The 25207-nt window shown below is 44.6% G+C and carries 21 protein-coding genes; 13 read left to right on the top strand and 8 right to left on the bottom strand.

Going from position 1 to position 25207, the window contains the following annotated elements; all coding sequences use genetic code 11:
- Positions 1 to 51: 51 nt before the first annotated feature.
- On the bottom strand, positions 52 to 1026 hold the full coding sequence (locus V7Q33_RS15860; RefSeq protein WP_331975351.1) for a GlxA family transcriptional regulator: 975 nt from the start codon (positions 1024 to 1026) through the stop codon (positions 52 to 54).
- 276 nt (positions 1027 to 1302) lie between these two features.
- On the opposite strand from V7Q33_RS15860, the gene V7Q33_RS15855 reads away from it, so the two are divergent.
- The 4 genes from V7Q33_RS15855 (at position 1303) to V7Q33_RS15840 (ending at position 3050) form a co-directional block, all read left to right on the top strand.
- Positions 1303 to 1587 (top strand): hypothetical protein, encoded by a 285-nt coding sequence (locus V7Q33_RS15855; protein ID WP_331975353.1) that lies wholly within the window; start codon positions 1303 to 1305, stop codon positions 1585 to 1587.
- A 146-nt stretch (positions 1588 to 1733) separates the two neighbouring features.
- Positions 1734 to 2072, top strand: a complete 339-nt coding sequence (locus V7Q33_RS15850) for an ArsR/SmtB family transcription factor (protein ID WP_331975354.1) — start codon at positions 1734 to 1736, stop codon at positions 2070 to 2072.
- Complete coding sequence (locus tag V7Q33_RS15845) at positions 2056 to 2559, top strand: SRPBCC family protein (RefSeq protein ID WP_331975356.1); 504 nt, start codon at positions 2056 to 2058, stop codon at positions 2557 to 2559. Before V7Q33_RS15850 ends, V7Q33_RS15845 begins: the two co-directional genes overlap by 17 nt.
- Positions 2560 to 2600: 41 nt before the next feature.
- Positions 2601 to 3050 carry an SRPBCC family protein gene (locus V7Q33_RS15840; RefSeq protein ID WP_331975358.1) on the top strand — a complete coding sequence of 150 codons (450 nt, stop codon included), beginning with the start codon at positions 2601 to 2603 and terminating at the stop codon, positions 3048 to 3050.
- Positions 3051 to 3316: 266 nt separating this feature from the next.
- Here V7Q33_RS15840 and V7Q33_RS15835 read toward each other — a convergent pair whose 3' ends face one another.
- The 3 genes from V7Q33_RS15835 to V7Q33_RS15825 all read right to left on the bottom strand — a co-directional run bounded on the left by V7Q33_RS15835 (position 3317) and on the right by V7Q33_RS15825 (position 5831).
- Positions 3317 to 3757 carry a YybH family protein gene (locus V7Q33_RS15835; protein WP_333820458.1) on the bottom strand — a complete coding sequence of 147 codons (441 nt, stop codon included), beginning with the start codon at positions 3755 to 3757 and terminating at the stop codon, positions 3317 to 3319.
- 224 nt (positions 3758 to 3981) lie between these two features.
- Complete coding sequence (locus tag V7Q33_RS15830; RefSeq protein WP_331975361.1) at positions 3982 to 4698, bottom strand: superoxide dismutase; 717 nt, start codon at positions 4696 to 4698, stop codon at positions 3982 to 3984.
- A complete protein-coding gene (locus V7Q33_RS15825) occupies positions 4695 to 5831 on the bottom strand; it encodes a chromate transporter (protein ID WP_333820457.1) in 1137 nt (378 codons plus the stop codon). The genes V7Q33_RS15830 and V7Q33_RS15825 overlap by 4 nt, the downstream gene beginning before the upstream one ends.
- 304 nt (positions 5832 to 6135) lie before the next feature.
- Here V7Q33_RS15825 and V7Q33_RS15820 point away from each other — a divergent pair, with 304 nt between their 5' ends.
- The 7 genes from V7Q33_RS15820 to V7Q33_RS15790 all read left to right on the top strand — a co-directional run bounded on the left by V7Q33_RS15820 (position 6136) and on the right by V7Q33_RS15790 (position 15664).
- Positions 6136 to 7425: a helix-turn-helix transcriptional regulator gene (locus V7Q33_RS15820; RefSeq protein WP_333820456.1), complete on the top strand. Its 1290-nt coding sequence runs from the start codon at positions 6136 to 6138 to the stop codon at positions 7423 to 7425.
- A gap of 374 nt (positions 7426 to 7799) precedes the next feature.
- Positions 7800 to 8141: a hypothetical protein gene (locus tag V7Q33_RS15815; protein ID WP_331975367.1), complete on the top strand. Its 342-nt coding sequence runs from the start codon at positions 7800 to 7802 to the stop codon at positions 8139 to 8141.
- Between the two features lie 39 nt (positions 8142 to 8180).
- Positions 8181 to 8729 carry a hypothetical protein gene (locus V7Q33_RS15810; RefSeq protein ID WP_331975369.1) on the top strand — a complete coding sequence of 183 codons (549 nt, stop codon included), beginning with the start codon at positions 8181 to 8183 and terminating at the stop codon, positions 8727 to 8729.
- Positions 8719 to 9345: a hypothetical protein gene (locus V7Q33_RS15805; RefSeq protein WP_331975371.1), complete on the top strand. Its 627-nt coding sequence runs from the start codon at positions 8719 to 8721 to the stop codon at positions 9343 to 9345. The genes V7Q33_RS15810 and V7Q33_RS15805 overlap by 11 nt, the downstream gene beginning before the upstream one ends.
- A 14-nt stretch (positions 9346 to 9359) precedes the next feature.
- Positions 9360 to 11135: a response regulator gene (locus V7Q33_RS15800; RefSeq protein ID WP_333820455.1), complete on the top strand. Its 1776-nt coding sequence runs from the start codon at positions 9360 to 9362 to the stop codon at positions 11133 to 11135.
- A gap of 16 nt (positions 11136 to 11151) precedes the next feature.
- Positions 11152 to 15447 carry a hybrid sensor histidine kinase/response regulator gene (locus V7Q33_RS15795; protein ID WP_333820454.1) on the top strand — a complete coding sequence of 1432 codons (4296 nt, stop codon included), beginning with the start codon at positions 11152 to 11154 and terminating at the stop codon, positions 15445 to 15447.
- 70 nt (positions 15448 to 15517) lie between these two features.
- Positions 15518 to 15664, top strand: coding sequence for a hypothetical protein (locus tag V7Q33_RS15790; protein ID WP_331975377.1), 147 nt, complete (start codon positions 15518 to 15520; stop codon positions 15662 to 15664).
- A gap of 15 nt (positions 15665 to 15679) precedes the next feature.
- On the opposite strand, the gene V7Q33_RS15785 is transcribed toward V7Q33_RS15790, so the two are convergent.
- On the bottom strand, positions 15680 to 18538 hold the full coding sequence (locus V7Q33_RS15785) for a tail fiber domain-containing protein (RefSeq protein ID WP_333820453.1): 2859 nt from the start codon (positions 18536 to 18538) through the stop codon (positions 15680 to 15682).
- Between the two features lie 461 nt (positions 18539 to 18999).
- Here V7Q33_RS15785 and V7Q33_RS15780 point away from each other — a divergent pair, with 461 nt between their 5' ends.
- On the top strand, positions 19000 to 21981 hold the full coding sequence (locus V7Q33_RS15780) for a T9SS type A sorting domain-containing protein (RefSeq protein WP_333820452.1): 2982 nt from the start codon (positions 19000 to 19002) through the stop codon (positions 21979 to 21981).
- A gap of 84 nt (positions 21982 to 22065) precedes the next feature.
- Here the strand turns inward: V7Q33_RS15780 and V7Q33_RS15775 are convergent, their stop codons facing one another.
- Positions 22066 to 22737 (bottom strand): RluA family pseudouridine synthase, encoded by a 672-nt coding sequence (locus V7Q33_RS15775; RefSeq protein ID WP_333820451.1) that lies wholly within the window; start codon positions 22735 to 22737, stop codon positions 22066 to 22068.
- A gap of 247 nt (positions 22738 to 22984) precedes the next feature.
- Between V7Q33_RS15775 and V7Q33_RS15770 the strand changes: the two genes are divergently transcribed.
- Entirely contained in the window at positions 22985 to 23821 is an 837-nt protein-coding gene (locus V7Q33_RS15770) for a DUF5995 family protein (RefSeq protein ID WP_333820450.1), read from the top strand.
- Between the two features lie 172 nt (positions 23822 to 23993).
- Here V7Q33_RS15770 and V7Q33_RS15765 read toward each other — a convergent pair whose 3' ends face one another.
- Positions 23994 to 24380, bottom strand: coding sequence for a YybH family protein (locus V7Q33_RS15765; RefSeq protein WP_331975385.1), 387 nt, complete (start codon positions 24378 to 24380; stop codon positions 23994 to 23996).
- A 37-nt stretch (positions 24381 to 24417) separates the two neighbouring features.
- Positions 24418 to 25191, bottom strand: coding sequence for an isocitrate lyase/PEP mutase family protein (locus V7Q33_RS15760; RefSeq protein ID WP_333820449.1), 774 nt, complete (start codon positions 25189 to 25191; stop codon positions 24418 to 24420).
- Positions 25192 to 25207: the final 16 nt, after the last annotated feature.

Raw genomic sequence — 25207 nt, 5'->3', positions numbered from 1 at the left:
CGTTGGCCAACATATCAACATAAGCACGTATAAACATAAACACGATTACCGTCAATTCATCATCGGGCTATATTTATTTCTATACTGTACAGGCGATAGCCCCGTGATGCGTTTGAAGGTTGTGCGAAAAGCTTTGGTATCGGTATAGCCGACTTTATACATGACTTCATTTACATTTTCGCGTGATGATTCCAGGCTTTTCTTGGCGGCTTCGATCTTTACACGTTGTATATATTCGGCTACCGTATTGGACGTAGCTTTTTTAAACCTGCGTTCCAGGTTTCTTCTTCCCAAAGCGAACATCGAGGCGAGCTGATCTACCGTGATCTTATCCTGAAAATTACTTTCAATAAATTCCTGGGCTTTGCGGATTGGTTCATCTTCGTGTTCCTTCTGGCCCTGGAACATAATGAATGGTGACTGACTGCTGCGCTCAATTTCAATGGCAAATACTTTGGAAGAAAGCAGCGACATGTCTCTGCCCGCATATTTCTCAATGAGGTATAAAATTAAATTGAGATACGAGAAGGCTCCGCCACTGGAATATATACCACGCTCATCGGTAATAATGCGTTCGGTGACCAGTTCAACATCCGGAAACATTTTTCTGAAGTCATTGGCTGCCATCCAGTGTGTTGCGCATTTTCTGCCGGCGAGCAATCCGGTGGAAGCAAGTATGAACGCGCCCATGCACAGGCTGGCCACCTCTGCGCCGGCTTTATAGTGTTTGATGATCCACGGTATAAAGTCTTTATTGGCTTCCAATGCTGCGGGTATATTGCCATCGACCGCTGGTATAATGATGAGATCGGTTTTCACTACATCTTTCAACAGAAGATCGGCATGCACCGTGTATAGTCCACCGCTTACTTGAGTCTCTTGTGTTAGTCCAACCAGTTGTACTTTAAATAACGGAGTCATTTCTTTTGCTTTTAAAAACTGGTTCACTTGTGTAAACAACTGTCGCGTACCTTCGAGGCTACCGAGGATCGCTCCTTTTGGAATCAGAATTGAAATGTGTTTCATCGCTCTAAAAAGTTTAATGATATCGTAACAAACGGGAATAAAAATTCCTGAATCCTGCAGGAAAGATGTTCCGTTTCATAAGTCAAAACTAGCGCAATACAATGTCGCAATCAACCCCTTTAATTGCTGCATTTACACCCCGGCACAAGGAGCAAGGTTATGCTAGATTTGTTTTGTTAACATAGCAGTATAAGCATGTTATCACATAGATAAAAAATAAAGAAATCACGACTTTTACACAATCAATTTTAGATATATACTTTACCGTATTCAACCATGATAGAAGTTTTCAAAACAAATGTGACCGAACACTACCAGGCAGCCATGCTGGTAGATCGTATTCATAAAACATTTGTGAACTATACTGCGAACTTCGACCTGGAAGATTGTGACAAGATATTACGGGTAAAATGTACTATTGGCTGGATACAGGCCGACCCATTGATTGATCTGTTGAAAGACTTTGGCTTCGAAGCGGAAGTATTGCCCGACGAACGTGCTGACGATGTACCGATGCTTTACAGGATGTTTGCACAGGCACAATCTTTATCCGCGTCCTGAGCTTTTCTGCTTATTCGTGAGTGAGCGTTGCATAAACCATGCGTGCAGATTTTTCATGAATACACATTCCGGGTAAAAGTTTTCGGTCTGCTTGTGTAACCGAAAGGTTTCATTTAAATTTGTAACCGATCAGTTACATATAATACATGAGACGAGACGTATTTCAGGCTATAGCAGACCCCACCCGGAGGGAAATTATCAATCTGATTGCACGCCAATCACTGAACTTAAATGCTGTGGCAGAGAATTTTGATGTGAGCCGACCAGCTATTTCAAAGCATATCAAGATCCTGACCGAATGTGGACTTATTGTAATTAAACAGCAGGGACGGGAGCGTTATTGCGAAGCGCGGCTAGAGAAATTAAACCAAGTGTCGGACTGGGTAGAGCAGTATAGCAAGTTCTGGACTGAGAAACTGGATTCTTTGGAAGTATATCTGAACAATCTACAAAAACAAAAGAGAAAGCATGGCAACAAAAAATGAAAGCAACAACGATATGGCTGCACGCTCGGTCGTGATTACCCGCATTCTTCAGGCTCCGCGTGAGCTCGTGTTTGAAGCCTGGACCGATCCGCAGCATCTTCTTCAATGGTGGGGCCCTAAGGGATTTACCAACACGTTTCTTGAGTATGATCTGCGTGTTGGTGGTCAGTGGCGGTTTGTCATGCACGGACCTGACGGTGTGGATTATCCTAACCTGATTGTTTTTAAGGAAATAGCAAAGCCTGAACGGCTGGCCTATACGCATGGATCAGGCGATCCGAATGATGCTTCACAATTTGAAGTAGTGGTTACCTTCGAAGAGCTGGGAGACAAAACCAGGCTTACCATGAACAGCATCTTCCCCACCCGGGAAGCCCGTGATTTTGTGGTGCGCGAGTTCCACGCTATAGAAGGAGGAAACCAGACGGTAGATCGCCTCGAAGAGCGACTCGCATTAATGACCGGCGAAAATGTAGCGCAACGCTAAAGTATATATTTCAATAACCTTTTAACATAAACAAGATACTTATGGATAATACTCCTTTTGTCATCGAACGCACTTACAATGCACCCGTGGAGTCGGTCTGGAAAGCCCTTACGGATAAGAATGAAATGAAGCAATGGTACTTTGACCTGGCGGAGTTCAAACCTGAAGTAGGATTTGAGTTTCAGTTTACAGCCAAAGGTAAGGATGGTAAAGAATTTATACACCTTTGTAAAGTAACCGATGTAGTGAAAGGCCAGAAGCTTAGTTATAGCTGGCGTTACAAAGGTTATGAAGGAAACTCGCTGGTAACATTTGAGCTTTTCAAAGAAGGCAACCAGACGCGGTTAAAGCTTACGCACGCAGGCCTCGAAACATTCCCGGCAAGCGAGGACTTTGCAAGAAAGAACTTTGTGGAAGGATGGACTTACATTACCGGCACATCGCTGAAGCAATACCTTGAAAAGATGCTTAGTCAGACCGTTACGACCTGACTAGCAAGAGCATAATTTTAAGAATCAATGTTTCTCCGGATGGTTTCGTGAAAGGAACCATCCGTTTTTATGTCAGCTGATTATTTGGATGCTGGTATATAAATCTGCCACTCGTTGACAATGTGCTCAGAAAAAACAGGAAGTAAAAGATTCTTGCATGGCCGAAATATATATATACATCTCACGGGCGACCTGCCGCTAACATTTTGCAATGCTGGCGGCAGGTAGTGCTAGCGTTGTGCCTGCACTGGGAATAAAGTTAAAAACTAGTTCCCATGATTGCTGCTGAATGAATCGCGATACATTTTCCAGCCTTTGTCTGTTTTCTTCCAGAGCACGAGAAATTTACCATCATCGAACATCACGTTGCTGGCATCGAACGATTGCCATAATCCTTCTTCGGTAACAAATCCATCGCCTGAGCCATATAGCTGCATGGTGATGAATTTTCCATTGCGTAAGCCGATCTGATCGTATGCGACCCGAAAGAATTTGGCAACGGCATCTATACCACACAAGGCGGGTGTACCGGGCGGCATAATGCAGCAGTCTTCCGCATAGCGTTCTATAAAAATGGATGAGTCACCTTTCGCGAAAGCCTGAAAGTAAATGTCGTTGCTGGCTGCAATTGCTTTTTTAGCTTCTTCCAGGTTGGAGCTGTTTTCAGAGAGCGCTATGCTGCATCCGCATAGCCATGCGGTGATCAAACCGACCAGGAGTGAAATAAGAAATTTGCTTGCTTTTATACAGTTGTTGTTTTGCTGTTTATAATTTGTTGAGCAAAACTAGTACAGCCACCCTGGCTACACTTGTATAAAACGGAACACATTGTATGATGCTTTTGATTAGAAAGAAAAACGAGCTGGTATTTATAAATAAAAAAAGTCCTGCACGTGCAGGACTTTGAATGAAGGAGCAGCAGCGTATAACGTCAGGTGCTGATCTTTAATGCTATATTTAATCGTTCAGCTACATTATCCCAGTTTACAATGGGAAAGAGATTGTCTACAAATTCGGCCCTGCGATTTCTGTATTTTAAATAGTAGGAGTGTTCCCACACATCAATGACAAGCAAAGGAATGACGCCCCACTGCGTGAGCTTTTCATGATTCTCGCATTGCAACACCGTGAGCTTATCAGTATAAGGCTGATACCCTACTATACCCCAGCCGTTTCCATCAACACCTTTGGAAGTTTTGGCAATCAGTGTTTTGAGCTTATCGTAGGAACCAAAGTCTTTTTCAATCTGCTTTAATAATTTACCGGATGGATCACTCTTCTTGTTGGTGAGGTTCGTCCAGAAGATAGTGTGAAGAATATGCGATGACAAATGAAAGGATAACTTTTTAGTCCAGTAATCAACAGTGTCGAGATTGTTTTGATCTACCGCCTGTTTAATCATCTGCAGATCTTTATTGGCAGCTTTTACGGCATCGCCATGATGAAATGTATAGTGCAGATGTACCGTTTCCTGGTCCATGGCGGGTTCCAGAAAATTTTCAGTATAGGGCAAAGGTTGCAAAGCGAAGTTGCCATCTTTATCGGTGAGCTTGTCCATGCCTGTTTGTTGCAGGCTTTCCGTAAATACACTGTTGGCAGGCAGTATGCCCAGCAACGCTGATGTTTTGATGAATTCGGAGCGGTTCATAGTATGTTTTTAAAAAGTATACCTGCAAGTGCCGCAACAATAATAATGAGCGGCTCTGGAATTTTTTTAAATATAGTCAATACTGCAATTGTTGCAGCAGCCATACCCAGTGTTGGAATATCGGTTAGCGTTCTTTTGCCCAGCACCAGTACAGCGCCTGCAATGGCGCCGATTGCCGCAGCGGTTACGCCATCTACAAATGCTTTTATAGCCGGGTGTTTTCCGTACTTTTTAAAATAAGGTGCTGGTATAACTGTAAACAAGTAACAAGGTACAAACGTGGCGAGTGCTGCTATGCAGGCACCTGGTATACCAGCTACCAGATAGCCGATAAATCCTACAGTAATCACTACCGGCCCCGGAGTGATCATCGCTACGGCTACTGCATCAAGAAACTGCTGTTCGGTGAGCCAGTGGTATTCTTTCACTACTCCTCCATATAAAAACGGAACAATGGCAAGGCCGCTCCCAAAAACAAAAGCTCCGGCTTTGGTAAAGAACCAGGCGATCTCTGCAAGCCTGGAAGATGTTGCTACCGGCTGCAGTTGTAACAGAAATGCAGGTATAAATCCATTTGCAGCGGAAGAGAACCCTCGTGGCGGTGCTTTAACGAACCACACAACGACACCTGCTATTAACATGGCGGCCAGTAATTCTTCTTCCGTTACGAAGGTTACCATGGCAAGCACTACAAATATACTCCAGAGCAACATGTCTTTACCGAGATTCTTGGTAGTAAGCTTATAACTTCCCAGGGCAATGATGCCGATTACCGCCGCGCCAACACCGTAGAATACAGCTTGCATCCAAAAGAGTCCGCCGTAGAGTGTATAGATATACCCGATAACAATTACCATCAGGAAGGAGGGAAGCACAAACGCAATGCCTGCAAGCGTGGCACCTTTTAACCGGTAATGAACATAGCCCAGATATATAGCGAGCTGTGCAGCCAGTGGTCCTGGTGCAAGCTGCGATAAGGCGAGTCCTTCTTTGTAATCATCTTCGCTGATCCATTTTTTGTTCTCCACAAGATCGCGATGCATATAACCTACCAGTGCCACCGGGCCACCAAAACCCCATGTGCCAAGTTTCAGAAAATAGATAACCAGGTCTTTCAGTGAATAAGGTTGCATAATATTGATATCTCAGGGCAATTTATTTGCAGTAGCGAGGAATGAATAGAACAGAATTTACTTTTTGAATAATCTTTACTTTTTGAAGGATTAATCTTCCGCTAAAGAAAAATATGGTAGCTGGCGAAGTCCATTGAACGCAGGCCATGGAATAGTCGTGCAGGATAAATTACAAAGTACCGGCAGCGCTATTTACGCGTGGATTACGTGTAATATTTGGCAAAAACTTTTTGATTGGGATATCCGGAAAGTTTGTTGCTGCCGGTTTTTATTGCTTAACTTATAATGTGAAATCTATCTACTCGTGAAACGGTTCAGTAAATGGCTTATTCGCATCTCCATCGGAGTGATTACGGTGTTGTTTGTTGTAAACTTTTTGGTTACACTTTACAATAACACAATCATTGAGGAGAATCGGGTACAGCAGCTGGAAGCTGAAAGAATAAAAATTACCGTATCGCATTTTGCTATCGAGATCATTCACAACATAGATCTGGGTGTGCGGAGCTTTGCGCTCTTTAAAGAAGAGAAATACCTCTTCCCGTTATATATCGCATTACATGCAAAAGACTCACTGTTTAATGTGGCAGCCCTCGCTTTGCAAAAGCAGGGATACAATCTGAAAGAGTTTAACCGCCTGCGCGATTCGGTTGAATCGTATGCTAATCTTAACCTGCATTTAGTGGAGCTTCTGCACCAGCATGAAACCGAAAAATTCATGAAGCTGGCCAATAAAGATCGCGGCTATCGTCTATACCTGCAGTATGATGCTGTAGTAAAAGATATTAATGCTTTTGAAGATCGTATCGCCGAGCGCGCCAAACAACGCTATCGCGAAGCTGAGCGAAATAATTACCTGTTGCAGGCAATCCTGTTTTTTATCGCTGTGCCTACATTGGTGATTACCACGTATCATACGTATCAGAAATTCAAGTATGAAGTAGCGTTGCGAAAAGCGGAGGTTGAAAAATCGATTTTGCTGATTAATCATAATCAAGAGCTGGAGCGGGGCATACAGGAACGCACAAAAGAAATTGAAGCTGCCAGAGATTTACTGCAGGCGCAGCACGATGAAATACTGGCACAGCATGAAGAGATCATTACGCAAAATGATGTGCTGCAAAAGCAAAGTTTTGTGTTGGCAGAGCAAAATGAAGAGCTAATGCGCTCCAGGCATGAACAATTGGATCTGTATACCAAAAGTCTGCTGGAAAAATCAGAATTGATTGCACGTTTGAACGAAGAGATCGAATCGAGCAAAGTAACGAGCAACGGTATTGACCAGGAGAAACTGGCTAATTACAATGAAGTATTGAACACAACCATTCTCACGGAAGATGATTGGGAAAAGTTCAAAAAAACTTTCGAGGCGGTATATCCGCTTTTCTTTGCGAATCTTCGGTTCCGGTTTCCGGAAATTACTTCTTCAGAATTACGATTATCGGCATTAATCAAGCTTAGTCTGTCAATGAAAGAAGCTGCCAACACATTGGGCATATCCGAACAAAGCGTTAAAAAATCGCGGAACAGATTACGGAAGCGTTTTGAATTGAGCGAAGAGGATTCGTTGGAAAAATTTATTCGAACGTTGTAAAATAGGCTCGCATGGTTAAACATATTCAATGAATAACCGATGTTTAAACGATAGCAGTTTAATCATTTGAATATGCTCCCTGAGAGCCTTATCAGCAATTCCCTGATTCTGCTAAGACAAATACTGATCGCATAGCGCATGATATGATTCCCGTGAGAATATCACCCTGTTCATTTGCGCTGAAAAAGGCAGTTTCCCTGAAAACTTCGCAAGCATAGAGGAAAAAATTACACACTATAGCAGATATATACTTTAGCCATTGATGTAGTGCATTATGAAGCCTCGTAAATTCTGATTTTTTGAAAATCAGGATTCCCCTGATTTGTACCCCACCCAGAGCCTGCATCTTTGTTCTATAAAACAAGCCACTCGTTATGAGAACTCTCAAAAATTCGACCGACTCTTACCGACCACTGTTTATTGATTTTGATGCTTTCACCGATGGTGATCCTGATTTCAAAAAGGAGATCACAGAACTGATGATCGACAACCTGTTGGAAATGCAGCAGGTGTTGGCCGTTGCCAGCAAACAAAAAGATGATGTGGCGTTTCATAAAGTATGCCACAAGATTAAAGCCACCCTGGAAATGCTTGAAGACAAGGAACTGTTGGAAATTGTGGAGATACTGAAAGCAGATGTAAGCCATGCAGAGCAAGCCGCGCAGCTCGACCGGGTGTGTCGCGATATTATCGTGAGCCTGCAACACAGCAATTAGCGAATATAGTATAACTCGTTTAGCTAACAGGAATTTTCTATGGACGAGTCTGCAGCAGACAAAATCAATATATTTCTTACGATAGATCGTCAGACTATTAATAATTACTTTAATAGCCACGATCCGGCTCCCATTTACAAACGTCAGCTGAGTCACCAGTTGGAGGAATATATTGAGACATCGGTTCTCACGGCCAAACGATACTCCGCTATATTTTACAAATTCAAATGTATCAGCGAGATCGACAAGCAATATGCACAACCGCTGATGTATGCCATTCGCGCACATTACCAGAAAAAAAAGGAAATGCGCGAGAAGGAGTTCAAGCGATTTAAAACCAGAAGCTGGATGTTGTTAGGCATCAGCTTGCTCATGGTACTGATCTGTCAGGGTTTTGTGCCTATGTTCCTGGATGAACATAACCGTCTTCACACTGCCTTCGCCAACAGCCTCGACATCTTTAGCTGGGTGCTTCTTTGGCGGCCGATTGATCTGCTTATCTTTTACTGGAATCCACACCTGAAAGACATCTCGTTACTGAATAAACTGGCCACAGCGGAACTAATTGTAATAGAAAATGAAAAGTAGTATCGTTAGCATAGCGTTGGTATATATAGTCTTTGGTGCAACACATGTGTTGGCACAAACGGGACTTGAGCAATACTATTATGTGCAAAAGCAGAAGCCGGTGGAGTTTGTGCCCATCGTTAGCTATCAAACACGTTCTAACTGGTATGCCGAAGCGAGGTATAACTATGAAGAGAACAATACTTTTTCGCTTTATGCCGGAAAAACATTTGAAGGCACACATAAGAAGTTTAATTACTCATTTACTCCTATATTAGGTTCTGTATTTGGCGAGTTCAGGGGCGCATCCACCGGTGTGAATGTGGCCATGGATCTGAAGAATCTTTTCTTTTCATCGCAAGCGCAGTATACATTTTCGCCCGGCAACCCGGAGAGTGATTTTTGGTTCAGTTGGTCAGAGCTGGGATATGAAGTGTCGCCCTGGTTGTATTTTGGCCTGAGCATGCAGCATACGCACATGTTGCAAGGCAATGCCAATCAGTTGGAGCAGGGAGCTGTAGTAGGTTTTTCTTTTGGAAAGTGGACTGTACCGATCTATAGCTTCAGCACATTTAGCAGCAGCCGGTATTTTGTGCTCGGTATAAATCTGGGTATCGGTAGTAACAAGAAAGCCTAACATCAAAAATGATAATGACTTCTGTTCTTACTATAGCATTATTTGATCTCTTTTGCCAGGCTCCCCTTTGGTTGCAGATTACCATAGTGGGTGGGGCGCTGAGTATTATAACCATCTTCTTTACTGTAAAATTAAACCGGTTAAAACACCAGAAGCTGGAGCTGATGCGCCAGCTGAATGAGAAGTCTGAACTACTGCTTTATGCAGGCAAGAGAGAAGCCAAGATTTTGGCAGAACGTGTGGAAGTAGAACATTCCAAGAAAGATTTATTGAGCCGTATCAACCACGAGATACGCACCCCTATGAATGGTATTATGGGCATGGTTACGTTGCTATCGGAAACATCGCTCACCAACGAGCAGCGCGATTTTAACGATACCATCCGCAATTGCAGTGAGAGCCTGCTTACCGTTATCAATGATATATTGTTCAGCGATATACTGGCGCATGCCAAAGTAGAGTCTAACGTAGCAGAGCTGCAGCAGAAGGATTTCGACCTTCGTAATGCTATCGAAGAAGTGTTCGATATTTTTGCCACGCAGGCTGCACAAAAAGATATAGAACTTATATACCAGGTAGACCATCGCATTCCTGCACAGATCATCGGCGATAACTTGCGCGTGCGCCAGGTGCTGACGAATCTGGTAGAGAATGCAGTAAAATTCACCAAGCAGGGAGAGATCTTTGTTGAAGTATGGGTGCGTAATGAAGATGCCAACGGTGTGATGGACCTGGGCTTTGAAGTGCGCGACTCCGGTATAGGTATATCTGACCGGGAGCTCCGCTATATCATGAGTACCATTACACAATCGGGTGCGCAGCAAAATGGTATCGGATTGTTCCTCTGCAATCGCCTTGTAGACATCATGGGAGGTACATTTGGTATAGAAAGCTGGGAGGACGAAGGTACGGTTGTAAAATTCAATATACCGGTTAATAAAGGAACACACGAGTTGCGCAGTAACCCTGATATGGTAGGCGTGGAAGGAAAGAAAGTTCTTATTGTAGAAGACAACGCTACACTGCGCAACGTGTTGAAAGAAGAGATCGCCTACTGGAAACTGGTGCCGGTAGTAGCTGAGTCGGGCGCACAGGCTATCGAGATACTGTCGCACGGTTCGGATATAGATCTCGTACTGGTAGAAATGCAAATGCCGGGTATGGATGGTATGGTATTGTCGCAAACGGTGCGTCAGCTTTATCCCACACTGCCTATTGTACTGATCAGCGTAGGTGGCGATGAAAGCAGCAAAAAACATCCGGATATATTCAGCTCGGCCGTGAGCAAACCAATCCGCCAGGAGAAATTAAGTCAGCATATACTCAGTGCCTTGCTGAATAGAGGCGATGCATCGATGGTAGATAAAGCACCGGCCAAACCGAAGCTTACTGCTGATTTTGCAAAGAAATACCCGTTGCGCATTCTCATTGCCGAAGACAACCGCATGAATCAAAAACTGGCTATGCGCATACTCGGTAAATTAGGATACGATCCGGATATAGCCGAGAATGGTAAAGAAGTGCTGGAAGAAGTAAGTAAAGAAAATTACGACATCATTTTAATGGATGTTCAGATGCCGGAGATGGATGGACTGGAAGCAACCCGCATGATTCGTGTGTGTCTCGAAAACCAGCCCGTTATTATAGCGATGACAGCAAACGCCATGCAGGGCGATCGCGAGGAATGTATCAAGGCCGGAATGGAAGATTATATCAGCAAGCCGGTAAACATGGATGAACTCGTGATCATGCTTGAAAAGTGGGCGGTGCAGATCAAAGTGAAACAATAATGTAACGACAACAAACATGTTAGCGGTAAAGATTACCAATGCCCATCGGGTATATACCTTCATTATTACCCTGCTGGTAATGGTATGGACACAATCCTTTGTTTGCGGACAGGATTTGAACTTTACGCACCTTGGCAAGCGTGAAGGGCTTTCGCATAGCAACGCGGTATGTATATATGAAGACAGCCGCGGGTTCATGTGGTTTGGTACGAGCGATGGTTTGAATAAATATGATGGTTATACATTCTCGGTGTACCGCAACAATGCCAAAGACAAGAAATCGCTGAGTAATAATTTTATTAATGCTATAGCCGAAGATGCGCAGGGCAATTTATGGGTGGCTACGTCTGGCGGAGGCATAAGTAAATTCAATCGCGACAAGGAGAACTTTACGCAATACAAGCACGATTCCAAAAAAAACAATACAATTTCAGATAACGAGGTGCAGAGCATTATGCTGGATCATGAGCAGCATTTGTGGATTGGCACCGAGAACGGTGGTCTGGATGTATATGATATCAAAGCGAATACGTTTATTCACTACAAGCACAACAAAGCTGATCCGTCAAGCCTGGCCAGCAATTCTGTTACGGCTATATATGAAGACCACCAGCACAACATTTGGATAGGAACGCCCGGGGGTATAGATTTTTTTGATCGCAGACGTAAAACTTTTTCGCATTTTTTCCATGACGCGAAAAACCCGGCATCGCTGGGGAACAATTTTGTAAAAGTAATTTTCGAAGATCGCCAGCATCAGCTCTGGATTGGAACGCAGGGCGGTGGCCTGGATAAACTGGATACAACATCCCATCGCTTTCAGCATTATACTCAGGCAAATGGACTGGCGAGCAACTTTGTGATGGCAATCAACGAAGATGATGAAGGTAATATCTGGGTGGGGACTGAAAATGGCGGACTTAGTATACTGAAGCACAATGCTTCATTTTTCGTTTCATACTATCACGATGATATAGACCCGGAAAGCCTGAGTATAAATTCAATATGGTCGATATACAAAGATTTACGCGGCAACATGTGGGTAGGTACATTTTCGGCTGGTATAAATCTGTGCAGAAAAGATGGCTCGCGGTTTACACACTACCGGCACACATCAAATCCACAAAGCCTTAGCAGTAATAAGGTACTGCATATCTTTGAAGACTCCAGGAATAGTATATGGATAGGCACGGACGGAGGCGGATTAGACCAGTTTGATCGAAGCACCGGAAGGTTCAAACATTTTCGCCACCAACCCGGAAACGCAGCCAGTATATGCAGCGATTATGTGTTGCATGTGGAAGAAGACAGTCATGGTAATCTCTGGATCGGTACGTGGGGCAGCGGCATTACAGTATATAACCCGGCAAAAAACAGTTATACGCATTTTAAAAACGATCCGAACGACCCGACCAGTATCAACTGTAACAACGTGTGGACGTTTCATGAAGACCGGAACAAGAATATATGGATTGGTACATACTTCGGCGGACTTAATCTCTATAATCCGAAAGACCATTCCTTTACGCATTTTGTACATGACGAAAACGATCCGAATAGCATTGGTGGTAACAAAGTATACCTGATCTACGAAGATACCCGTGGCTACCTCTGGGTAGGTACACAAGGTAACGGATTAGACCGCCTCGATCCTGCTACCGGAAAATTTATACACTTCCAGCATCAGGATAGTGGCAACAGTATCAGCAACAATTCGGTGAACCAGATACTGGAAGACAGAAAAGGTAATCTGTGGATCAGCACCATGTCGGGTTTGAATTATTTTGATATACATACCGGTAAATTTACAGTTTACCACACAACGGATGGTTTGCCGAGCGATGCCACGTATGGTATAGTGGAAGATGATCGCGGTAATTTATGGATCGGCACCAATAATGGCTTATCAGAACTTGATCCGCGCACGCGCAGGTTTCACAACTTTGGCAGCGCTGATGGTTTACAATGCACAGAATTTAAACAGAGTGCTTTTCTGAAAAGCCGATCAGGCGCCCTGTATTTCGGGGGGGAGAACGGATTTATAGAGTTTTATCCGGATAGTATTGCGCATCCGAGTAGCAATCATTACGAAGTGCCCATGATCTTAACCGATTTCCGGTTATTCGATGATAAGGTTGCCATAGCAGAAAACATCAAGGTATCACCGCTTGTAAAGAGCATCACCGAAACAGAATCTATAACATTACCCTATAACAGTGACGTGATTTCATTTGAATTTGCAGCGCTCAACTATATAGATAACGACCGGAAAGTATATACCTATATGCTGGAAGGATTTGACAAACAGTGGAGTCATACACGCACCAGCCGCAGTGTAACGTATACCAACCTTGATCCGGGTAATTATACTTTCAAGGTAAGGGGCATGGACAGTGAAGGCAACTGGACTACAAAAGCCCGGCAATTGAAGCTTACCATTACGCCACCGTTTTGGCGAACGTGGTGGTTTGGCGCATCAGTAATATTTATAGTGGCCGGCGCTGTGATGATAGTAGCCGGGGTGCGCATGCGCAGCATCAATCAACAACGTGAAGAGCTGGAGCGGCAGGTAGCGATACGCACGGCCGAAGCCATTCAGCGCAAGGAAGCATTGGAAGAACAGGCCGAAGATATGCAGGTGCTGAACGAGCAGTTGCAGGCCCAGGCCCGGTTTCTGCAGCAGATCAATGATCAGGTGCAACAGCAGCGCGAAGATGCAGAGGCTGCCCGCACGGAAGCAGAGCGTGCCAACCAGGCAAAGAGTATATTTCTGGCTACGATGAGTCACGAGATACGCACACCTATGAATGGCGTGCTCGGCATGGCAGCACTGCTGGCAGAGACTACGTTAACACCGGAGCAGCGCGAATATACGAACACCATTCGCGGAAGTGGCGAAGCACTGCTCACCGTTATCAACGATATACTCGATTTCTCGAAGATAGAGTCCGGTAATTTTGAGCTTGATTATCACAGCTTTGATCTGCGCCAATGTATAGAAGGTGTTATGGATGTGTTCTCCGGTAAAGCAGCTCAGTTGGGCATAGACCTGGTATACTATATCGATCCGCAAATACCGCAGCAGATCATCAGCGATAGTCATCGGCTACGCCAAACGCTGCTGAACCTGGTAGGGAATGCAATGAAGTTTACACACCAGGGCGAAGTTTTTGTAAGTGTAAATTTACAGCGTGCCCATAACGATGCGCTGACACTCTCGTTCCAGGTAAAAGATACAGGTATCGGTATACCTGCTGATAAATTATCGCGGTTGTTTAAAGCTTTTACGCAGGTAGACTCATCAACTACACGTAAGTATGGTGGCACAGGCCTCGGGCTGGTCATCAGTCAGCGCCTCGTAGAATTGATGGGCGGAGCCATTGATGTTGAAAGTGAATCCGGTATAGGCACCACCTTTACCTTTACCATCACCTGTACCGCCAGCAGTGAACTAACCAAAGTGCAGCATGTTGTTACAATTGACTGTGATGATAAAAAGGTATTGATCGTAGATGATAATCCTACCAACCTGCGCATACTCAAGAGCCAGCTCACCCAATGGAAACTTATACCAACACAGGCATCCTCCGGGCAGCAGGCGCTGGATATACTTTCGGCATCGGAAAAATTTGATCTCATTATAACCGATATGCAAATGCCGGATATAGATGGTGCGCAATTAACGCGTATCATAAAAGAGGGCCGCACAGATGCTCCGGTAATTCTGCTTAGTTCTATTGGCGATGAAAATAAAATGCAGGATACCGGTTTGTTCTCGTCCGTGCTTAGCAAGCCCATAAAACAGCGGCCGTTGCAACAGGCTATATATGCTGCATTGCGCCCTGCAGAGCGGGTAGTGGTAGCAGCTCCGGACGTTGCAGCCAAACCATTATTGTCAGAAGAGTTTGCAAACAAGTATCCGCTGCGCATATTGATTGCAGAAGATAACCCGGTAAATCAGAAATTATCCACCCGGATTCTGAACAAGCTGGGATATACCAACGTAGAGATTGCGCAGAATGGTTTGGAAGCCATTGAGAAGTTTGATGAGGATTTTTACGATCTGATCCTGATGGATATGCAGATGCCGGAAATGGACGGGCTCGAAGCTACGCGCATGATCCGCTCAAAACGATATCACCAGCCCGTGATCATCTCCGTAACAGCCAACGCCATGCAGGGCGATTGGGATCAATGTATGAAGGCTGGCATGGATGATTACGTGAGCAAGCCTATAAAGATAGAAGCGCTGGTAACCGTTCTTGAAAAATGGGCGCTTCACCTACAGGAAAAAGGAAATATCGCTATATAGAATTTATAACGATAAAAACTGACAACTATATTTATTCAATACTGCGGAGTAACGTTTAACACAACCGTATATGGCTAAAAGACTTCTTCTCATCATTTATCTGCTTCTTCAACTTATCATTGGTGTCCGTGCGCAGGTAAATGCCACGGATCGCAATGAAATTGAAAACGCTTTGATCAGAAAAAGTATTGATACCGCCATAGTGAATAAAGTATAGTTGCCAGCAAGTTCTTTATTTTAATTTACGCTCCAGCGCTTCGAGGCGTTTATTCTGTTCTTCCAGTTGTTTTTTAAGACCATCGATAATCACCTGCTGTTCTTTTACTGCGTTGATCAATATATAGGTAACAGCATTTGAATTATAGTTGAGATACTCTGTATTCGTTTCCGTGTCGCGGAAGGTGCCAATGGTATAGGGGGCTATCTCCTGCATCTCTTGTGCAATAATGCCAACGTAGCTCTTTCCATCATTCGGCAGGCCTGCGGCCCCGGTATATTTGAATGATACGGGTTTGATCTTGTTTATCACGCTCAATCCGTCTGTAAACGGTATGATATCTTTTTTCAGTCGTCTGTCAGAAGGCGAACTCCAGTTTCCGCCTCCGGGCTTCACAGCATCGTCACTGCCGAGGTGTAACAAGTGGCTTGGATTGTTGGTGCCTAAACCTACAAAACCGGCAGTGGTAATGCGCACCCTTTCCAGACCATTGGCCGTATTGGTTCCCAGTGTGCCACCTGTTGGGTTGGTAAAAAATACAAGGTCTTTTCCAGGTGTACCATTTCCTATTTTAAAATCATTGGCATTCGCATACAGGTAAGCCAGGTTCGCACCATTTAAAACGTTACTGTTCCCGTTGGCATATCCTGCACTGTTTATACCCATGTCTATATATACCGAATTTTCGGTTCCGTTATTTGCGGTGGCAACAATATCAGAGCTGGAGAGTGCTCCGTTAGAAGTGTTCTGCACATTTACTTCGAGGAAGTCGTTTATGGCACCTATTATATTCAATGCAGTTTGTGTTGTTCCTGCATCGATCAATACTTTTTCATCGGTAATAGCGGTAGGGCCTATCGCCAGACTTCCGGTGTTAGTCAGGCGCATGGCTTCGGTGTTGTTGGTAATGAATGGCAGATCAAAATTAGAGGTCGTGCCAATGGAATGAACAGCCGTCACGTTGTTCCCATCCAATGCCCAGGAAGCAGACCCCACAACAGAAGCGGGCGTTACCCAGCTGGGAGCAGTACCCGCACCGCTGGATTGCAAAATATACCCTGCGGTTCCTGCATTGTTGTTGGGCATTAACGCCCCGCTGAAGCGAACGTTACCGGTTATATCGAGTGCCTCTGTAGGGGTTGTTTTATTAATACCTACTTTTCCGGTTCCATCAATGCGCATTCTTTCATTGGCAGTAGCAAATCCGCCGGTAAAAAATCGCATTGATCTGGAAGCGGTTCCATTACCAATAAGAAAATCAGTTCCGGTGGAGTATAGATAAGCTGTATTGGCCCCGGCCAATATCGGTAACGAAGTGTTGGTATAACTTCCTGAATTTATACCCATATCGATATAGTTGGTTGTCTCTGAGCCGTTATTTGACGTAGCTACTACATCCGAGCTCGCACTACCGCCGGATGAATTGTTCTTAACGTTTATCTGCAGGTAATTATCAATGCTGCCTTTGCCCGTCATTAAATTATAAGAAGATGTTGTTCCTGCATCCACCAGTAATTTTTCAGGATTAGTTCCGTCAAATGTATTGGAGCCCAACCCCAGATTTCCGCTTGTAGTAAGGCGCATGTGTTCGGTGTTGTTGGTGATAAAAGGAAGATCGAAGTTCGAAGTAGTACCGAAGTTGCGTGCGGCAGCAACGCTGTTACCATCCAGTGCCCAGCCGTTGGTGCTTACCAGGGTAGAAGGAGAGACCCATGTAGGTGCTGCACCTGTTCCGCCCGATTGCAATAAAAATCCGGAAGTACCTGCAGCATTATTAGGCATTAGTGCACCACTAAAACGGAAGTTACCGGTTATATCGAGTACCTCTGTGGGGGTTGTTTTGTTAATACCTACTTTTCCGGTTCCATCAATGCGCATTCTTTCATTGGCAGTGGCAAAGCCACCGGTAAAGAAGCGAATCGGTTTAGATGCAGTTCCATTACCAATTACAAAGTCGTTTCCGGTTGAGTATAGATAGGCTGTATTTGCACCACTCAGTACAGGGAATGATACATTGGTGTAGCTTCCTGAATTTATACCCAAATCTACATAGTTGGTTGTTTCTGAGCCGTTGTTGGAAGTAGCTACTAAATCCGAACTAGCACTACCGCCGGCAGAATTGTTCTTAACGTTTATCTGCAGGTAATTATCAATGCTGCCTCTGCCTGTCATTAAATTATAAGAAGATGTTGTTCCTGCATCCACCAGTAATTTTTCAGGATTCGTGCCGTCAAATGTATTGGAGCCCAACCCCAGATTTCCGCTTGTAGTAAGGCGCATGCGCTCAGTGTTGTTGGTGATGAAGGGAAGATCGAAGTTGGAAGTAGTACCGAGGCTGCGTGTAGTGGCTACGCTGTTACCATCGAGTGCCCAGCCGGTGTTGCCTATAAATGTAGAGGGAGAGACCCACGTAGGAGCCGTGTTTGTTCCGGCTGATTGTAATATATACCCGGATGTACCGGCCAGATTGTTAGGCATCAATGCACCGCTAAACCGAAGATTACCGGTAACATCCAGAGCTTCTGTAGGGCTTGTATTCCCAATACCTACACGCCCCGTTGAAGAGGTTGCGATCAGCAGCGACCATGCACTTCCATTCCAGTAATAGTATCCCGGCACAACATTGTTGGGCGCTGTTCCGGCTGTGGCTGTATTATATACCAAGAGACTGGTAACGGGCGATGTAACTGGCGTTGTAACATTTGTGGCTGTCAGCGCCACACGGGGAATCAATACTCCTGAGTTAGTAGACGACACATCAAGCATAGCAGAAGAAGCCGGCGCAGCACCTGTAGAATTTATACCAATATTTTGTGCCAGCCCCACCGAAAAACCGATTGTGTAGAGTAAAATAACCAATTTAAACTTTTTCATGCCGGAGGGATTTATGTTAACGTATTTGATTTCTTAAAACGAAAACTCCATGTACAAACCGAATGTATAGCCAAGAGCATTGTATCAGGGACTGCTGATTTGCTTATGTTAAAGTATATCTTTTTTGTCAATGAAAATAGTGTGCAACGCTAAGTTGTTCTTAAATAATTTTTGTATGGTGAATTGTTTAAACATTATTTCATACTTAATAGTAATCCTCTATATATTTATATACTGATCTGCCTGGAGGCCAAGAAATGTAATAGTTCGTGTTGTATAGTCTGGTGTACCGATCGCTGTGGTAAAATCGCCTGGCATCGGTAGTTGTTATCGAAGATCGTTCAAACAAGCTTTTGTATTCCATTGTGGTGCTTTGTTTAGACCGTCCGTTGCTGTTATAGCCTTCTTCGTACGTATACAATTTTGACAGAAGTTATTCGCCGAATAGAAATTGATGTTATATGCTATATATAGAGAGGAAGTCAACTGCTTTCATCCTGGCAATTTTTATATGTATTAGCGTTGCTGATCTGCAAGCGCAGGCAAGACTGGTGCTGAACGGTGCCACTATGACCATTTCACAAGGCGCTATGCTTGTGATTGATAATCCCAATGCCAATGCCATTACGCGCAACAGCGGCTATATTACCAGTGAGCGCGCCGGTAACATGATCAAGTGGAACATCGGTACATCTACCGGTACCTATATTATACCCTGGGGATATAGCGGTGACTATATTCCTGTATCATTCACACCTTCGGATGCTACAGGCAGTGGTTATTTTCTTTTTGCAACCTATCGCACATTGAACTGGAACAACGCAGGCAGCCTTCCTCCGGGCGTAACCAATTTCGATGGATCGACTGGTGATCAGTCTGCCTTCGCGGTAGACCGATTCTGGGAAATAAACCCGCAGGGATATACTGCTAAACCTTCGCTGTCATCACTGAGCTTTACCTATCGCGATGACGAATATACAGCTACCGGCAATACCATTGATGAGTCGCAGCTAAAGCCCGAGCGGTGGAACAGCACGCTAAGCTCGTGGATAGATTTCTCGGCAACATCTACCGTAAATACAGCAACCAATACGGTTACCGCCAGTGTTGTAGATCAGGCTGATCTGTTCCCCTGGTGGACACTTTCATCTTCACCCTTAAACCGGTATTGGGTTTCCCCCGCGTTATCCAACTGGAACAATCGGGCTAACTGGTCTATTGCACCGGGGGGCCAGGGCGGAGCTACAGTTCCCGGAAGCAGCGATGTTGTTATATTTGACGGAGCCAATGACGGTGATTGTTCAATAGATGCTGCGGTCGATATAAAATCACTGGATGTGCAGGCAAACTATAGCGGCACGATCGATCAGGGAGCTCACAGCTTTATCGTAAACGGAGATGCTACCTTTACCGGTGGCACATTTCAGGGAGGTTCAGCGCTGGTGCAGGTAGCGGGTAGTCTGGCCATTACAGGTACAACGTTTCGGTCAACAAGCGATACGCTGGATGTAAAAGGTGATTTTACATTCAGTGAAGGCACCTTCTATCACAACGATGGTACCGTAAAATTTTCAGGGGCTGCTGCAGATACACCACAACTCATCAACGGAGATTTTCCGGCTACATTCAATGATATATACATTACCAATGCTGCATCCAATGCAGGCGTAAGCATCGAAAGCAATGAACAGCTTGAGGGTATATTAACCTTGGCGCCCAATGCCATGCTTGACGCAGATGGTGCAAGTGATGCGGCTATATTTACACTGCTGTCAACATCGGATGATCCTATAGCCGATGCTGCAATTGCTACGTTACCGGCCGGTGCGCAGGTAAATGGCGATGTTACCGTGCAACGCTACATGTCAATTACTGAGGGCGAGAACAATGGCAGGATTTTCAGATATATAGCATCGCCTGTGCAGCAGGCAACGGTGGCCGATATACAGGGTGAGATACCGGTAACCGGGCCTTTCCTTGGTACCAGTAAATGTTTTGGATGCTCTATCAACCAGTCGATGTTTGCGTACATTGAATCATTCACCACAGATGTAAACGGCGATGGTGTAGTAGACATAAACGATGGCTATGTTAGCTTTCCGGTATCGATAAATACGGAAGAGTTACAAACGGGCAGAGGGTATGCTACCTTCGTAAGAGGAAATGTTATGCCATCACCTGTGTGGGATGTGCGCGGTGTGATCAATACAGGTAACGTTACACCCATCTCATTCCCGGTTTCCTTTACATCATCGGGCAATGCCGCCAGTGATGGCTGGAACCTGGTGGGTAATCCATATCCATCGGTAATCGATTGGAATGCGGCTTCCGGCTGGACAAAAGCAAATATCAACGGTACTATATATATACCCGATAATGGCTATATCACGGGATTACGATATGCAACCTGGAATGGAACTGTTGGAGCCAACAGAGGCTCGCGGTATATCGCCACCGCACAGGGCTTTTGGGTAAAGGCTTCTGCGAGTCCTGTATTTCGTGCGAATGAAAATGTAAAAGCTGCCGGACAGCCCGCTATATTTTTCCGTGCACCTGCTGTCGAAAACATGTTACGGGTAAAGTTGTCAAATATACTCTTTGATGATGAAGCCGTGGTACATTTCCGCGAAGATGCCACTGCCGGGTTTGATGAACAGGTGGATGCCTGGAAATTAAAAAATTCGTCATTCAATCTTTCAACGCTCACGGCAAATCATGAGAAGCTCTCCATAAATTCGATGCCATCGCTGCTATGCAATACGAAGGTCAATCTGAATATCGAAGATGTTACTCCCGGTTTTTATACATTGAAGTTTAGTGAAATGGAGTCGTTTCAGCCTGAGGTTGCGCTGGCTTTGGAAGATCATTACCTCAACCAGGTGGTTGCACTCAATCAACAGCCGACCTATAGTTTCCAGATTACGGCAGACCCTGCTTCGAAAGGAAGCGAGCGTTTCGTGTTACGTGTTGATAAGCCAGCCCCGGAAGTTGTGATCGCAGAAGAAGCCGGTACGTTGAAAATAAATTATACTGAAAACATCCAGTGGTATAAAGACGGGCAAGTGATTGAAGGTGCAATCGCCCCAACATTTACACCCGTGGAGTCCGGTAGCTATAGCGTTACCGTACGCGTAGGTGATTGCTCGTTATCCGGCATGAAAGACGTTGTTATTTTGGGTATGGAAGGAACCAGCAAGTCCATCAAAATATACCCTGTGCCTGTAACCGACAAAGTAACGATCACGGTAGATGCATCGCGCCAGCTAACATCAGCTTCCATCGTCAATACGTTTGGTGTTGAAATAGCATCGGCTCCCCTGGTGCGTAGTACAGACAACACCTATACTACGACTATATCCATGAAAGATCATCCCGCAGGTTCTTACGTAGTGCAGCTAAAGGGAAAGGAAAAAACTGTGTCGGTTAAGATTGTTAAGAAATAGTTTAAAGCTTAAAGTTTAAAGTTTAAAGTTCGATTGGTGTAACGTTTACGTTGTTCTCCGTAATGAACGTAAACACTAACACACTTAAACACCGTTCCTCAACACATCAGCACTTGAACACTCCAGCACTTCGTCCGTTTCCGGATGACGGAATATCAGTTTGCTGGCATGCAGTGCTATAGCATCGGGTTTGAAAGGTATAGTAGAACCATATAGAGCATCGCCTATAATCGGGAAGCCTACATAGGCCAGTTGTGCGCGTATCTGGTGATATTTGCCGGTGTGAAGTTCAATATTCCAAAGTACTTTATTTTCTGAAAGCTGCTCGGTGCTGTATGACAATGAGATTCTTTCGGCATACGGAAATTCTTCATCCGCAATCGCGGCTTTTTTCTTTTCCTTTCGGTGCCAGTGCTGCAGTATACCTTCGCGTTGCTGTGGTATATGTGTGGTGAGCGCCTGGTAATATTTTTTTACGTTACGTTGAGCAAACTGCTCGCTCAGGTTTTTTAGTACACTTCGCTGTTTGGTAAACAGGATAACACCGCTCACGGGCCGATCGAGCCGGTGAATGTGTTGCGCATATACTTCTCCTGTGTCGGTTAGCTTGGCTTTGAGGTATTTTCGAACCTGGTATAGCAGGTTCGGATGTCCGTTGCGATCAGGCTCTACCATAAGCCCCGCAGGCTTGTTCAGCACAAGAATATAGTCATCTTCGTACAGAACGTGATCGGGAATATGTAGTTGTATTGACATTGTTGCGCGAATTTAGGAATTAACAGAATATGAGTAGTAACCTACTTGGAACCTTGAACGATTCTTTTGAACATAGAACAGGGAACATCGATCAGCGAATGTTGAAGTGAAAGACATTGGAGGCAACTGTTGCCGCATAACGCTTAACGGATTTTCATACAAAAGAAGTATATTTGGTTTCAGGAGCCCATCCGGATGCTGTAGTAGCATTGGATGGGCTTTTATATTGTATACGTAACCTATGGCTATGAACCTGCAAGTACTGCAACCTGTAAAAGAGGCCGGGACGATTGAAGAAGTAATCGTTCGCCTTAAGATGCTTATTGAAGAATGTAAAACATCCAATAGCAGGATTGGATTCTTTGCATGCCTGTATCTGAAAGTAACAGAGCGGGTAAGAGACGCCATACAGCGTGGTGAGTTTGATGATGACACGCGCATGGAGCGGTTTGATGTGATCTTTGCCAACCGCTACCTGGATGCTGTTAGCCTCTGGCGTGCCGGTGAACAACCCACCGGCCCGTGGCAAATAGCGCTGAACAGCTCTCGAAAAATGACTGTGCTGGTTTTACAACATCTGCTGTTGGGCATGAGTGCTCATATAAATTTTGATCTCGGTATAGCCGCTGTGCAAACAGTAGGCGATGCAGATGTTGATACAATCCGGAAAGACTTTAACCGCATTAACGATATTATTGGTTCACTCACATTTGAAGTGATGCAAAGTATACAGCGCGTTTCTCCCTTGCTGTCGTTGTTTGGATTTCATGCCACCAATGAATCGTTGCTTATTCAGTTCAGCATTACCAATGCGCGCGATGGTGCGTGGGCCTTTGCCGAAGATTTAGCAGAAAAAACAGGTGCCGACAAAGATGCCTGCATGGCAGCGCGTGAAAATACAATTAAACAATTGGGAGCAAAGCTCATCACGTCATCCGGCCTGATCCGGATTACCATATTCTTTGTATGGCTGCTCGAATGGAAGAGTCCCCGGAAAATAATTAGTGTGCTGAGCAAGGCGAAGAAGAACTATATATCTATAAACACACCGCAGCGTGTTTCCGGTAAGGCACTACAAATCTAACTACACAAAGGACAGCAAAGAAGAACCAAAGAAACATAAATCGTTAGTGTGTATTTGCGAATATCCGCTTCCGATAGTTATCGAGACATAAGACTTTGGTAACTCGGTGCCTTCTTTGTGCTCCTTTGTGTAATTGGATTTTTGTATTTACGCACAGAAACTGCTAAACCGCTTAACGTGTAATGGTCAAACTCTCCAGCGCACCAAAGGCATGATCAATTACAATCTTCCACGTACCATCCGGTTGCTGCTTCATTACTTCTATACCTTTGGCACTTACTTTTACTTCGTTGCCATCGGTGATGTTCCATTCCGATCGGCCCACGGCCAGGTCGTTGGTTTGCAAGCAGTATACGGTATTGATTTCCATTTTACCTTTGATGGAAAGTATAGCCTTGATCGCTTCTTCAAACTTCTCGCGACCCGATACAGGCTTATCAGGTTCCGGCACAATGATGCCGTTAAAATCATACATGTTCAATACCGTTTGTACATCGCCGGTGTTGAAGGCTGCTGCCAGGGTTTTGTGAGCGTCTTCTGCTCGTTTGGGTAAATTCATACTTATTGTTGTTTAAGGTGAATGAATATATATAGTGTTAAGAGAGAATCGGGGTAAACGACCGCGAAGAAACAATGGCCTTACTTAATGTGCTGATGCCGGCATATACTTTATGGAACATGAACGGCCCCATCGATACGCGCTTTACGCCCAGGCGGTTTAAGGTATCAAGATCAGGAAGCCCGGGTATACACATCACGTTGAGTGGTAGTGAAGAACTTGCTGCTACTTCGGCTATATCACTTTCATTCTGTATACACGGAACAAAAATGCCATCGGCTCCGGATGGGTTGTAGAGCTTCAATCGCCTGATAGTCTCCTGTTGTTTGTTTTCTACATTGAGAATATAGCAATCACAGCGAATGTTGACGAAGAGATCTATACCTCTGGACTTCAATCTCTTTTTAATATGACTGATCGTTCTGGCAAAAAGCGCAGCATCTTTTAACGAGCGCTCGGCCCCGTGTATAACAGAGTCTTCAATGTTAATGCCGGCAACACCGAGATCGGCCAGATGCAATACATTATCAGCTATAGCATCATCGTCTGCACTATAGCCCGTTTCTATATCTACGGTTAGAGGAACGTGGATTGAAGAGAGTATACGTCTGATCACAAACAGGTAATCTTCAAAGCTCATGTTCTCGCCATCTTCATAACCAAGACTGTTGGCCACCGCAGCGCTCGATGTGGCGACCGCCGGAAAACCATACTGCTCAAATACAATAGCACTGCGTGCATCCCACGCATTGGGCAAAACAAGAAGCTCATTAGACGCATGTAGCGCCTTAAATTTTTGAAATGTTGACATGGTTGTTTAATGTTTA

The organism is Ohtaekwangia sp. (assembly GCF_036786105.1).
GTDB lineage: Bacteria > Bacteroidota > Bacteroidia > Cytophagales > Cyclobacteriaceae > Ohtaekwangia.
Note: the sequence above shows the minus strand (reverse complement) of the source record. Positions and strands in the feature narration are given on the sequence as shown.